The following is a 13,620-nucleotide window of genomic DNA, read 5'->3' as shown; positions in this document are numbered from 1 at the left end:
TGGGAAGACGGATTTTGCAGACGGCTGTTTGCTTAAATAATGCACATTTCAGACAAAAGGCCGTCTGTAAAACAGCGTATCAAGACCGGTGTGCGGTATGTGTTTTGCAGACGGCCTTTTGTCTGCGGGGATTATTTCAGCGCACGGATGCCGACTGCATCGCGCACTTGATTCAACAACTCCCGGGCTTCTTGGCGGGCTTTTGCGGCACCTGCCTGCAGAATGTCTTCGATTTGCGACGGGTTGGCGGTCAGTGCGGCGTAGCGTTCGCGCGGTTCGGCCAATTCGGCATTGATTTTGGCCGCCAGAAGTTTTTTCGCTTCGCCCCAAGCCAGCCCTTCGGCGAGCATTCGGGTGAAGTCGGCGGTTTCGGACGGTGTGGCGAAGGCTTTGTAGATTTCAAACAAGGGGCTTTCGTCGGGCTGTTTCGGTTCGCCGGGTTCTTTCAAATTGGTAATGATTTTGTTGACTGATTTTTGGGTTTTTTTGTCGTTTTCCCACAGCGGAATGGTGTTGCCGTAGGATTTTGACATTTTGCGCCCGTCCAGTCCGACCAGCAGCTCGACGTTTTCGTCGATTTTGACTTCCGGCAGGGTAAACACTTCTTTAAAGCGGTGGTTGAAGCGGCCTGCGATGTCGCGCGCCATTTCGACGTGTTGGATTTGGTCGCGGCCGACGGGAACTTCGTTGGCTTTAAACATCAGAATATCGGCAGTCATCAGAATCGGGTAGCTGTATAAGCCCATTTCGATGCCGTGGTCCGAATCTTCTTGGCCGTTGTTCAAGTTGTCCTGTACCGCCGCTTTATAGGCATGGGCGCGGTTCATCAGGCCTTTGGCGGTGATGCAGGTCAGAATCCAGTTCAGCTCCATGATTTCCGGAATGTCGCTTTGGCGGTAAAACGTGGTGCGTTCGGGATCGAGGCCGCAGGAAAGCCAAGTGGCGGCAACGGCTTGGGTGGATTCGTGAATCATGGCCGGGTCGTGGCATTTGATGATGCCGTGGTAGTCGGCCAAGAAAAGGAACGATTCGACATCGGAGCTTTGCGCCGCACGGATGGCGGGGCGGATGGCTCCGACATAATTGCCCAAGTGCGGGATACCCGTGGTGGTTACGCCGGTTAAAACGCGTTTTTTGCTCATGGTAGGCTTTCCTAAAAAATAATCAGGCCGTCTGCAAAATGGCAGCCGACGGCGAAACAGACTGATTATAGTGTAACAGCAGTAAAAGCGGAATATCCGTCGGGCTTCAAGCGTCCAAACCATGCTCCTGCCGGGCTGGAATCCGGCCTGCCCGGTTTGCTTTGACGGGGTATTTTGCGGGATAACGGAAACGGTAAGATTTTACAGACGGCCTGTTGCCATTATGCCGTCTGAAAAGTTATTCACATAAGGAGTTAAATTAATTTACTATAAAAACAATAAATTATAAAAATATAATATAGAGTTGAAATTTGGCTATTGAGTTATCCACAGGTGGGCGCATATAGGGGATAAGCAAATATTTCCGAGAGAAGGAAACTTAAAATGAGATTCGACAAACTGACCGCCAAATTCCAACAAGCACTTTCAGACGGCCAAAGTTCGGCATTGGCGGCTGATAACAGTTATCTGGAAGCCGGCCATGTGTTAAAAGCCATGCTGGACGATGCCGACAGCGGCGCGGCTGCACTGCTGGCGCATGCGGGCGTGAATGTAGCCCAAGTGAAAAGCCGGTTGGCGCAAACCTTAAACGCGCTGCCGAAAGTATCGGGTAACGGCGGCGAAATCCTGCCGAGCCGCGAGTTGCAGGCAGTATTGAACCTGACGGACAAGGCGGCCGTGAAGCGCGGCGATGCCTATATCGCCAGCGAATTGTTTTTATTGGCACTGGTTCAGCAAAACGACGCAACCGGCAAAATCCTGAAAGCCGCCGGTGCCACCGAGCAAAACATCAATGCCGCGATTGATGCGGTCAGAGGAGGACAAACCGTGAACGATGCCCATGCGGAAGACCAACGCGAAGCCTTGAAAAAATACACGCTGGACCTGACCCAGCGTGCCCGCGACGGCAAGCTCGATCCGGTTATCGGCCGCGACGACGAAATCCGCCGCGCCGTTCAGGTATTGCAACGCCGCACCAAAAACAACCCCGTGCTCATCGGCGAGCCGGGCGTAGGTAAAACCGCGATTGTAGAAGGCTTGGCGCAGCGCATCGTCAACGGCGAAGTGCCGGAAAGCCTGCGCAACAAACGCCTGCTGGTGTTGGATTTGGCGGCTTTGATTGCCGGTGCGAAATACCGCGGCGAGTTTGAAGAACGCTTGAAAGGCGTATTGAACGATTTGGCCAAAGACGACGGCAATACGCTGATTTTCATCGACGAAATCCATACTTTGGTGGGCGCGGGCAAAACCGACGGTGCGATGGATGCGGGCAATATGCTGAAACCCGCTCTGGCACGCGGCGAGCTGCACTGCATCGGCGCGACCACGCTGGACGAATACCGCCAATACATCGAAAAAGATGCCGCATTGGAACGCCGTTTCCAAAAAGTATTGGTGGGTGAGCCGAGCGTGGAAGATACCATCGCAATTTTGCGCGGTTTGCAGGAGCGTTACGAAATCCACCACGGCATCGACATTACCGACCCGGCGATTGTGGCGGCGGCAGAATTGAGCGACCGCTACATCACCGACCGCTTCCTGCCCGACAAAGCCATCGACCTGATTGACGAAGCCGCCAGCCGCATCAAAATGGAGCTGGATTCCAAACCCGAGCAGATGGACAAACTCGACCGCCGCATCATCCAGCTCAAAATGGAGAAAATGCACGTCGGCAAAGAAAGCGACGAAGCCAGCAAAAAACGCTTGGAGCTGATTGACGAAGAAATCGACGGACTGCAAAAAGAATACGCCGATTTGGACGAAATCTGGAAAGCCGAAAAAGCCGCTTCTTCCAGCTCCGCCGATTTGAAAAAACAAATCGACGATTTGAAAGTAAAAATCGAGCAGGCCAAACGCCAAGGCGATTATGCCCGCGCATCCGAGTTGGAATACGGCGAACTGCCGAAGCTGGGTGAACAGTTGCAGGCAGCGGAAAGCCAGCCGGAAGCAAAAAAAGCCAACAAGCTGTTCCGCACCGAAGTGGGTGCAGACGAAGTAGCGGAAATCGTTTCCCGCATGACCGGCATTCCTGTTGCCAAAATGATGGAAGGCGAGCGCGAAAAACTGCTGAAAATGGAAGAAGTATTGCACCGGCGCGTGGTCGGACAAGACGAAGCCGTGCGTGCCGTGGCCGATGCCATCCGCCGCAGCCGCTCCGGTCTGGCCGATCCCAACAAGCCCTACGGCAGCTTCCTGTTCTTAGGTCCGACCGGCGTGGGTAAAACCGAGTTGTGCAAAACGCTGGCAGGCTTCCTGTTTGACAGCGAAGAACACCTGATCCGCATCGATATGTCGGAATACATGGAGAAACACAGTGTCGCCCGCCTCATCGGTGCGCCTCCGGGCTATGTCGGCTACGAAGAAGGCGGTTACCTCACCGAACAAGTGCGCCGCAAGCCGTACAGCGTGATTCTGCTCGACGAAGTGGAAAAAGCACATCCCGATGTGTTCAACATTCTGCTGCAAGTGCTCGACGACGGCCGCCTGACCGACGGACAGGGCCGCACGGTGGATTTCAAAAATACCGTGGTGGTGATGACTTCCAACATCGGCAGCCAGCATATCCAGCAAATGGGTACGGACGATTACGATGCGCTGAAAGAAACGGTAATGGAAGATGTGAAAGAACACTTCCGCCCCGAACTGATTAACCGCATTGATGAAGTGGTGGTGTTCCACGGCTTGAGGCGCGAGCATATCCGCAGCATCGCCAAAATCCAGCTTCAATCTTTGGAAAAACGCTTGGCGGCGCAAAACCTGCACCTGCAGGTATCCGATGCGGCACTCGACCTGATTGCCCAAGCCGGTTTCGACCCGATTTACGGTGCCCGTCCGCTCAAACGCGCAATTCAGTCGGAAATCGAAAACCCGCTGGCCAAAGCCCTCTTGTCCGGACAATATGCGCCCGAGAGCGAGATTAAGGTTACGGCAGAGGGGGATAAATTGGTGTTTGCCTGATATTCGGGCTGCCGATTGGCTCATTTCGGCTCATTAATAATCGGGTAATGCTGCAGAAGTTTGCTTCCAAACCCGAAAGGCCGTCTGCAAAATGCACGATTTGCAGACGGCCTTTGTTGTCAGAATGTATTCTATAGTCATTTAAAATAAGAATGATACAGCGTTGCTTTGCCTTGCCGTACTATGTGTACTGTCTGCGGCTTCGCTGCCTTGTCTCATTCTTATTTTATTCGACTATAAAACAGCAATATAAGCAGTATGGTTTGCGTTGGCGGCTAGGGTTCGGACGGCGTATGCTGCAGCAAATCCTGCACAATTCTTTTTGCGGCGCCCTGATAGGAAATACGCTGCTTGAAGCGTTCCAACTCGTTTTGTTTGCTGGGCAGCCTGCCGTTCAAATAATCTTGCAGATAGCGGACGACATCTTGCATATTTCGGGCGGTATGGTTGCACGCAGCGGCAAGTCTGCCGTTTTCATTGAAAGGCATATGTCCGTCTTTTTCGATGAAAATGCTGGGTTTTCCGATAATCGGATATTCGGCAAGGAATGAAACGCCGTCTGTAATTTGCAGATCCGACCAGCCGAATGATTCCAAGCAATCCCAATGTTCATCAACGGAAGTGTTGTCGAGTGCCGCCCATTGCTGCTTGAATTGAGCCGATAATTGGGGAAGCATGGTATCGAGTTTGGCGAATAAAAACGGGTGGGCGCGCAGCCTGATGTGTATGCTGTGCGGATTTTGTTGTGCGAGTCTGACGAAGTCCATGCAGTTTTGGGTGAAGGTTGCGATGTTAACCGTGCCTTCGATACTGTGGTGCGGACACCATAGGATATGGAGCTTGCCGGTGCGTTGGAAATTGTGTTGCGGTTGGTGGTTGAGGGTAATGTGTTCCAACTTGGTATTGCCGAGATAGACAAATTTTTCCGCTGTCGCTCCGCTGTCGCTCCGCTGTCGCTCCGCTGTCGCTCCGCTGTCGCTCCGCTGTCGCTCCGCTTCTTTGCCTGCTTCAAGCATGGATGGGCTGTTGCAATAGATACGGTAGCATTGCCGGTGGAAAGGAGAGTCGACTTCCATGTTGTGATTGTTGATTACAAAGTGCATCAGGTCGAGGGCGAAGTAGGGAACGTAAATCAGCTTGTAGGGTTTTAAATTCGGCAGTTTGAACAGCGTGGGGTAGTCATCTTCCCAAGGGTATTGGCGGAAAATATAGTCGGGCTGTATGTCGTCAAAAAATTTCTGCAGCAATGCGGGGTCGTTGCGCGGAATTTTGAAGTAGGGGATTTTCAATTCCAGCAGATATTCGGTTAGTTTGGCAGCGTATGCTTTCTGGCTGATGGTTTCTCCGGAATGTTCGTCGTTTGCGATGATGACATAGGTATTGATTTGGGGATTCCGGATACATTCTTGGTAGATATTGCTTAGAGCGTCCCATACATACATGTTGTGGACGATGAAGACGATATTCAGTTTTCCTGTGTTCATGCCGTTTTGCCTGCGGTTTGATCGGGTGGTTCGGTAGGGATTTATTCCGAAAGGATAAACTTTAGCAGAGCGGTGCGGTGTTTACAATTCTTGCGGCGGTTGGGGTTTGGCACGCGGCAAGGCGGGAGGCGGGACTGCTGTGGCGGAAAACAGGGATTTTGCAGACGGCCTTGTGTGTTTTGAGATGAAATTCTTTTCGGAACGGTTGTATAATAAACCTTAATGTGTTTAACGGAATTTAACCATGCAACAACTTAAATTGGCTGTATCGGGCGCGCAGATTTTGTTTGTGGCGTTTGGTGCGATGGTGCTTGTGCCGTTGCTGACCGGTCTTAATCCTGCGATGGCTTTGTTGGGCGCGGGTATCGGTACGTTGCTGTTCCAACTGCTGACCAAGCGCAAAGTGCCGATTTTCTTGGGCTCGTCTTTTGCGTTTATCGCGCCGATTATTTATTCCATCGGGGAATGGGGGCTGCCTTCGACCATGTTCGGTCTGTTTGCGGCCGGTTTTATGTATTTTGTGTTTGCCGCGCTGATTAAGTGGCGCGGTTTGGCGGCGGTACACCGTTTGCTGCCGCCGGTGGTCATCGGGCCGGTGATTATGGTTATCGGTTTGTCGGTGGCAGGGGCGGCCAGCCAGATGGCGATGGGGCAGTCCGGCGGCCAGCAGGTGATGGACTATACTTTGTCGCTGCTGCTGGCGGTGTTTACTTTTGCGGTGACGGTGATTGTTACGGTGTTCGGCAGTAAGATGATGAAGCTGGTGCCGATTTTGATTGGTGTGGCTTCGGGGTATGTGCTGGCGCTGTTTTTGGGTGTGGTGGATACTTCGGGTATCGCGGCCGCGCCGTGGTTTGCTGTGCCGCATTTTGAAACGCCCGAGGTAAACTGGCAGGCTGCTTTGTTTATGCTGCCTGTTGCGATTGCGCCTGCTATCGAGCATATCGGCGGTATTATGGCCATCGGTAATGTTACGGGTAAGGATTATGCGAAAGATCCGGGTTTGGATAAGACGCTGGCAGGTGACGGTTTGGGCGTGTGTGTTGCGGGTTTAATCGGCGGCCCTCCGGTTACGACTTACGGTGAGGTAACGGGCGCGGTGATGATTACGAAAAACAGTAATCCGAAAATCATGACTTGGGCGGCTGTTTTTGCAATCTGTATGGCGTTTTTCGGTAAGTTTAATGCTTTTCTGGCCTCTATTCCGCTGCCGGTGATGGGCGGTATCATGATTTTGCTGTTTGGTACGATTGCTTCTTTGGGCTTGAAGGCGCTGATTGATGCGAAAGTGGATTTGATGCAGCCGAAGAATCTGGTGATTGTCAGCTCGGTTTTAACGGCCGGTATCGGCGGTATGGTGATTAAGCTGGGTACGTTGAGCTTTGCCGGTGTCGGTTTGTGTGCGATTTTGGCGATTGTGCTGAATTGGGTGTTGCCCGATGCGAAAACGGAAGATGCGTAGCGTGAATGGGTGATAGCAATTCCGTTTTTTGATGGGAAAGGCCGTCTGCAAATGTGGATTTTACAGACGGCCTTTTTATGCCTGATGAAATCTTGTGGGGCGGCGGGTGAGGCTTCTGATGGTTTTATAGTCATTTAAAATAAGAATGATACAGCGTTGCTTTGCCTTGCCGTACTATGTGTACTGTCTGCGGCTTCGCTGCCTTGTCTCATTCTTATTTTATTCGACTATATATCGATACTTTGCAGGGCGGGGCGGCGGCGGGATAGACGGATACTTGTGTTTGCGTCAGGGTAAATAGGTTTTCCAACTGTACGGCTGCCTGTCGGGTGGCGTGTTGCAAGATGTCTGCTTTGCAGGCGGAGGCGAGGATTTGCCGTTTGGCTTCGGTTTGCACCTGTTGGAAGAGGGTTTTTTCGGCAGGCAGCAGGTTGAATGTGCCGGTTTGCAGATCGTAAATTTCGATGTTTTCCAAGTCTGCACTCAGGATTTCTACGGGCGGAAGACTGATGATGGCTTTGCCGTCTACGATGTTGATGTTTTCCTGCGTGAGCTTGTCTAAATTCAAACCGGCCAATACTTTGCCGCGCACGATAAACAAACCGCTTTGTGCGTCTTGCCAGAGCTTGCGCCAATCGCCTTTTTTCTCGGTGCGGATAATGGTGTCGATGTAAAAAGCGGTGCTTTCCAAGCGGTTGATTTGTTTGATTTGCGTGATGATGCCGTCGCGGGAGAGGATTTTTTCGGCGGCTTGGTTTTGCTGTGGGTAAAACAGCCTGACCAGCAGGCCGCCCAGCAGTAAGAAGCCGGCGAGAAGTAGGAGTGTTTTTTTCATTATCGGCAGTTTTCCGTATTGTGAGTGTTGGTCGGTATGCGTGTTGCGTTTGCAGGGATTATATAGGGGGGATTTTTGAAATTTCAAAATATAGTCATTTAAAATAAGAATGATACAGCGTTGCTTTGCCTTGCCGTACTATGTGTACTGTCTGCGGCTTCGCTGCCTTGTCTCATTCTTATTTTATTCGACTATAAGGTTGCTTGGGAGCATGATGATACGGTTTTGCCAAATTTCTATTTGATGCGGCAATGTTTAACGAAAAGGCCGTCTGCAAATTGAATTGTGCAGACGGCCTTGTTTGTGGATTTTGCCTTAAGGTTAACCCAAATTTCTAAATTGTTCTAAAAATGCGGGAATGCCGGGGAACATACCGACTGCGCCCATCACGGTACACAGAATCACAAAGCCGATAACCGGTACGACAACGCGTCCTGCAACACCCAGCTCGGAGCTGCGCTCTTTACAGCCGATTAAGCCCAGATTATCCAGCAGCATGGTCAGCGACCAGCCGAATACCGGATTGACGAGTGCGGAAGAGAAAACCACGATGGCGGCAGATTGGGTAGTCTTGCCTTTGCGTGTCATTTCCATACCGGCTTCCAAAAGCGGAACATATACGCCGACCACCAGCGCCACACTCAATACCGGCTGCCAGATGGCCAAATCCATCGGATAGCCCCAAACGCCGGCGATGATACAGAACAAGGCTGTCAGCACTGCACCTGCGGGAATAGGGCGTTTGGCAATTGAGGCGGGGACGATATACGTTCCCCACGAGGAAGTGAAGTTTGCACCGCCCAAAACCGAGCCGGCGATTTGTCGTGCCGAACAGCTCACCATGGTATCGTCGATGTTCATTTGCACTTTTTCGGTGCGCTCGGGGTAGCTGATTTTTTGGAATACTTGGTGTCCCAAAAAGTCGGGAGACCACATTGCGACGGCCAAGACTGCAAACGGGAATACAACCAAGAAGCTGTTGAAATCGGGCAGACCCAGCATCCAGCCGGTGTTTTCACCCCACCAGTAGGTAGGGCTCATCGGCGGCAGGCCCGGTTCGGTATTAAAAGAGAACGGCGCGCCCAAGGCATAAGCGGTTACGCCTGCCAGCACGCAGCCCAAAGGCACAGCCAGCCAGCGTTTTTTCCAATGCTCCAACAGCGCGTAAAGCAGAATGGTACCGATGATGACGATAAAGGCAATATGGGCTTTGCCGAAACCTTCCGCCCATTGGAACAGCTTGGCGACTTGTCCGGTTGTGCCGATAAAGCCGAGATACAGCAGCAGACCGCCGCATACGCCGTTACTGGTCAGCTTCGCCATCAGGCTGCCGCCTTTGGTAATGCCCAGCAGGAAACCGAAGATACCGATGAGCAGACCGAACGCCAAAGGGTGTCCGCCTGCCGCCACCACCAGCGGAATCAGCGGAATCAGCGGGCCGTGCGTACCCGGCAGGTTGGCGCTTGGCAGGAAAAAGCCGGACAGCAGCAAAATAAACACTGCGGCAATCAGCAGCTCATAGCGCACATTTTCTAAGATAAAATCGGAAGAAAGCCCCAACGGACCGGCAAATGCGGCCGCCACAGCTCCGACCATAACCACTTTGCCGATGGTGCCGGCAAAAGCGGGAATCATGTCTTCCCATTCAAAACGGTAGTCGCGGAACGGCAAATTGACCCGCCAGCGTTTGGGCTGCATGATTTGCAGCTCGTGATTCAGATATTCGTCACGGCTGGAAAACGACGACGAGGGGCGGTGTAATTCGCTATACGAAGATTCGTGGTTCTCACTCATGGTTTTCACCTCTGTTTTGTTTGATTTGTTTTGAAACCGCAGAGATACTAGCACAGCAAAATCAGCCGTGCTACAAAATATTTCAGGTTGTCTGATGGCAAATTTCTCTTTCTATCTTAATAAAACTAAACAGAACGGTAAGATTTTGTCGGGAGGTTTTTTAAGATTTTTCAGCGGTTTTGCGGTTTCTTGATGATGAAGTATCGGTATTTTGTTAAATTTTGATAAGTAAATCAAAGCGGTTTGCCCGAGTGGTTTTACGGGGCTTGAGGCCGTCTGCAAAAATGCAGGGTGAGGCAAAATTTTTTCAGGCGGCTTTTGTTTGTATTAATAATTGCCGTCTGCAATTTCAGGCGAGTATTGCCGCAGTATGGCCGTTTGGCCTGTTTTGCAGACGGCATGGGCAGGCAATACGGCAGTTTGGGTTGTTTGGTATGACGGGCAGTATCTGTAATTGACCAAATGGTAATGAAAAACTAATGCACCGAATTTGCTTTTTGGTAAACTCAAGCCTACAATACATGAAATGTTCTTGATACGGGAACGACTGATGAATATTGCCGATATACGCCGCCACAATTTACGGCGATGGATTGAAGAACGCTATGGCGGGCAGCAAAGCAGGTTTGCCGCCGCCGCCGCTGTCAACCAAGGCGAACTTTCCGCATTGCTGAAAAACAAATCTTTCGGCGAGAAAAAAGCGCGGAAACTCGAAGCCGCTGCCGCCATGCCCGATAGGTGGCTGGATACCGAACACACACCCGACACCATCCGTTTACAAGAGAGCCGCACCATGAGCCATATTTCCACCGTCCCAGAAATCCTTGCCGACATCAAAGCCGGCAAAATGGTCATCATTACCGACGCGGAAGACCGCGAAAACGAAGGCGATTTGCTGATGGCGGCGCAGTTTGTTACGCCCGAAGCCATCAACTTCATGATCAAACACGCACGCGGCCTCGTCTGCCTGCCGATGGAAGAAGCTATGGTCGAAAAACTCGGCCTGCCGATGATGACCCAGAAAAACGGCGCGCAATACGGCACCAACTTCACGGTTTCCATCGAAGCGGCCAACGGCATCGCTACCGGCATTTCCGCCGCCGACCGCGCCCTGACGATTCAAACCGCCGTATCCCCTGCCGCGAAGCCCGAAGATATTGTTCAGCCCGGCCACATTTTCCCGCTGCGCGCGCAAAAAGGCGGCGTATTGGTACGCGCCGGCCACACCGAAGCCGGTGTCGATTTGGCGCAGATGTGCGGCCTGATTCCTGCTGCCGTGATTTGCGAAATCATCAACGACGACGGCACCATGGCGCGTATGCCCGAATTGATTGAATTTGCCAAGGTTCACGGCTTGAAAATCGGCACCATTACCGATTTGATCGAATACCGCAGCCGTACCGAAAGCCTCTTGGAAGAAATGGGCGACACCGCCGTGCAAACACCGTGGGGCGAGTTCCAACAACATGTTTACGTTGACAAACTCTCCGGTGAGACCCATCTGGCTTTGGTTAAAGGCACGCCCGATGCGGAAAGCGAAACGCTGGTGCGCGTACACGAACCCTTCAGCGCAATGGACTTTATCCAGCCCAATCCCCGCCATTCATGGTCGCTGCCCAAAGCATTGGAGCGTATCCAGCAGGCTGAAAGCGGTGTGATTATTTTGATGCACCGCGCTGAAGACGGAGCCGCATTGCTCGACCGCACCCTGCCGAAAAGTGCCAGCCAAGCCTACAAATGGGACAGCAAAAGCTACGGCATCGGCGCGCAAATTCTGGCCGGGCTGAATGTTAAAAAACTGCGCGTACTGGGCAAGCCCTCATCTTTTACCGGCCTGACCGGATTTGGTTTGGAAATTGCCGGTTTTGAAGAGGTGGAAAAATAACCGGATAATTTGGCATAAGGCCGTCTGTAAAACCGAATTTGCAGACGGCCTTATTTCAATTTTGATTGAAATAATCGATGTGGAGACATATAATCCGCCTATGAATACCGAACAAGCCGGCAGATTATTTGAAAGCCTGTCATCACCGGCGCGCCTTGCTATTTTCCAGCAGCTTACCCAAGCCGGCAGCCAAGGGATGATTGCGGGGGATTTGGCCAAGGCTTTGGAAATTGCCCCGAATAATCTGTCTTTCCACTTAAAAAATCTCGCCGTTGCCAATCTGGTTCGCAGCGAGAATGAAGGTCGATTTGTCCGTTATTATGCCAATTTGGATTTGATGATGGATTTGGTGTCGTTTTTAACGGCCAATTGCTGCCAAAACAGCGGTGATGAGCCTTGCAAATCATTTTGCGGTTAAGCGCAACCGCAAAATTTTTTGCCGAGATATTTCAATGATTCTTGAATGATGGAAATAAAACCATGCATACCGCAACGATTTACCACAACCCCGACTGCGGCACTTCCCGCAATACTTTGGCGTTGCTGCGCCATTTGGGCATTGAGCCAAACATTGTTCATTATTTAGATAATCCGCCCGATGAAAGCACTTTGCGCGGGTTAATTGCCCAAATGGGCGTATCGGTGCGTGAGATTATCCGTACCAATGTGCCGCCGTATCAAGAGTTGCAACTTGATAATCCCGATTTGGACGACGAGGCGTTGATTATGGCGATGCTTGCCGAACCGATTCTAATCAACCGCCCGATTGTCGCGGGGGGTTTGGGCGTGGCGTTATGCAGGCCGTCTGAAAAAGTGCTGTCGGTGGTGTCCGTGCCTTTAACTGTGCCGTTTCAAAAAGAAGACGGTGAGTGGATTTATCCTGAGGATTAAAGATGAATGTGCTGCATTTGTTTTGGGTGTTTTTCTGCTTGGGCTGTACGTCTTTTGGTGGGCCGATAGCGCATTTGGGCTATTTTCGGGCGGAGTTGGTGGAAAAACGCCGTTGGCTGGGCGAGCAGCAATATGCGGATTTGGTGGCGTTGTGCCAGATTATTCCGGGGCCTGCCAGCAGTCAGGTCGGTATCGGCATCGGCTATCTGCGGGGCGGTTATTTGGGGGCGGTGGCGGCGTGGCTGGGCTTTACGCTGCCGTCTGCGGTATTGATGTTGCTGTTTGCAATGGGGTTTTCGCATTGGCAGGGCGGTTGGGCGGAGGTGTGGATTCACAGCTTAAAGCTGTTTGCGGTGATTGTGGTGGCCGGTGCGGTTTGGGGTATGGCAAAGGCGTTTTGCCGTAGTCTGCCTGCGGTGTGGATTGCGGTGTTGTCCTGCGGCGTGCTGGTTTTCTCGTCGCGCATTGCCGTGCAGCTTGCGGTGATTGGTGTGGCGGCTTTGTTGGGGTTGCGTTTTTTGCCAGCTGCTGTCAAGCCAGCTTCTCAAGCCGTGATGCCGTCTGCAAATAAGCGTTTGCCGTGGCTGTGGCTGGCGGTTTTTGCGGGGTTGCTGCTGGTTTTGCCGTGGCTGGCTGATTCTGCAAGCGGTCGTTTTTTGGATATTTTTTACCGCACGGGGGCAATGGTGTTCGGCGGCGGACACGTTGTGCTGCCGGTACTGTCCGCCCAGCTTGTGCCTGAATATCTGGACGAAAGCGTGTTTTTGAGCGGCTATGGTTTGGCACAGATTGTACCCGGCCCGCTGTTTAGTTTTGCGTCCTTTTTGGGCTATGCCGCAGGCGGTGCAGGCTTTGCGGTATGGGCAACGCTGGCGTTATTTCTGCCTTCGTTTCTGCTGGTGTTCGGCGTGCTGCCGTATTGGTTTGAATGGTCGGAAAACCGGCAAATCCGAGCCGCACTTAATGGCATTAACGCTGCTGTAGTGGGGCTTTTGGCGGCGGCGTTGTATTCGCCCATCGGCACAGAAAGCCTGCACGGTGTTACAGACGTACTTTTGGTGGCGGTGCTTTTCGGCATACAGCTCAAACGCCCCTTGCCGCTGTGGGCGGTTCTGGCGGTGCTGTTGTCGGTTCAGTCTTTAAAATATGTTTTGGTAATGTGAGGAAAT

At 52.1% G+C, this 13,620-nt stretch carries 10 protein-coding genes; 6 read left to right on the top strand and 4 right to left on the bottom strand.

Going from position 1 to position 13,620, the window contains the following annotated elements:
* Positions 1–131: 131 nt before the first annotated feature.
* Complete coding sequence (gene trpS, locus EL111_RS07290; protein WP_123795870.1) at positions 132–1,142, bottom strand: tryptophan--tRNA ligase; 1,011 nt, start codon at positions 1,140–1,142, stop codon at positions 132–134.
* A 384-nt stretch (positions 1,143–1,526) separates the two neighbouring features.
* Here trpS and clpB point away from each other — a divergent pair, with 384 nt between their 5' ends.
* Positions 1,527–4,100: an ATP-dependent chaperone ClpB gene (gene clpB, locus EL111_RS07285; protein WP_123795871.1), complete on the top strand. Its 2,574-nt coding sequence runs from the start codon at positions 1,527–1,529 to the stop codon at positions 4,098–4,100.
* A gap of 275 nt (positions 4,101–4,375) precedes the next feature.
* Here the strand turns inward: clpB and EL111_RS07280 are convergent, their stop codons facing one another.
* Positions 4,376–5,584: a hypothetical protein gene (locus tag EL111_RS07280; RefSeq protein ID WP_123795873.1), complete on the bottom strand. Its 1,209-nt coding sequence runs from the start codon at positions 5,582–5,584 to the stop codon at positions 4,376–4,378.
* A 244-nt stretch (positions 5,585–5,828) separates the two neighbouring features.
* Here EL111_RS07280 and EL111_RS07275 point away from each other — a divergent pair, with 244 nt between their 5' ends.
* On the top strand, positions 5,829–7,046 hold the full coding sequence (locus EL111_RS07275) for a uracil-xanthine permease family protein (protein ID WP_123795874.1): 1,218 nt from the start codon (positions 5,829–5,831) through the stop codon (positions 7,044–7,046).
* Between the two features lie 214 nt (positions 7,047–7,260).
* Here the strand turns inward: EL111_RS07275 and EL111_RS07270 are convergent, their stop codons facing one another.
* Positions 7,261–7,881, bottom strand: coding sequence for a DUF4230 domain-containing protein (locus tag EL111_RS07270; RefSeq protein ID WP_123795876.1), 621 nt, complete (start codon positions 7,879–7,881; stop codon positions 7,261–7,263).
* 321 nt (positions 7,882–8,202) lie between these two features.
* Positions 8,203–9,675 (bottom strand): DUF3360 family protein, encoded by a 1,473-nt coding sequence (locus tag EL111_RS07265; RefSeq protein WP_123795878.1) that lies wholly within the window; start codon positions 9,673–9,675, stop codon positions 8,203–8,205.
* A 550-nt stretch (positions 9,676–10,225) separates the two neighbouring features.
* Between EL111_RS07265 and ribBA the strand changes: the two genes are divergently transcribed.
* From ribBA to chrA, 4 genes are all read left to right on the top strand, one after another.
* Complete coding sequence (gene ribBA / locus EL111_RS07260; RefSeq protein ID WP_123795880.1) at positions 10,226–11,560, top strand: bifunctional 3,4-dihydroxy-2-butanone-4-phosphate synthase/GTP cyclohydrolase II; 1,335 nt, start codon at positions 10,226–10,228, stop codon at positions 11,558–11,560.
* A 100-nt stretch (positions 11,561–11,660) separates the two neighbouring features.
* Positions 11,661–11,978, top strand: coding sequence for an ArsR/SmtB family transcription factor (locus EL111_RS07255; RefSeq protein ID WP_123795881.1), 318 nt, complete (start codon positions 11,661–11,663; stop codon positions 11,976–11,978).
* Between the two features lie 62 nt (positions 11,979–12,040).
* Complete coding sequence (gene arsC, locus EL111_RS07250) at positions 12,041–12,451, top strand: arsenate reductase (glutaredoxin) (RefSeq protein ID WP_123795882.1); 411 nt, start codon at positions 12,041–12,043, stop codon at positions 12,449–12,451.
* A gap of 2 nt (positions 12,452–12,453) precedes the next feature.
* A complete protein-coding gene (gene chrA, locus EL111_RS07245; RefSeq protein ID WP_123795883.1) occupies positions 12,454–13,614 on the top strand; it encodes a chromate efflux transporter in 1,161 nt (386 codons plus the stop codon).
* Positions 13,615–13,620 lie beyond the last annotated feature (6 nt).

Origin of the sequence: Neisseria animalis (genome assembly GCF_900636515.1) — a bacterium.
Classification (GTDB): Bacteria; Pseudomonadota; Gammaproteobacteria; order Burkholderiales; family Neisseriaceae; genus Neisseria; species Neisseria animalis.
The sequence above is the reverse complement of the archived record's forward strand: the minus strand, read 5'-3'. Positions and strand labels throughout refer to the sequence as shown.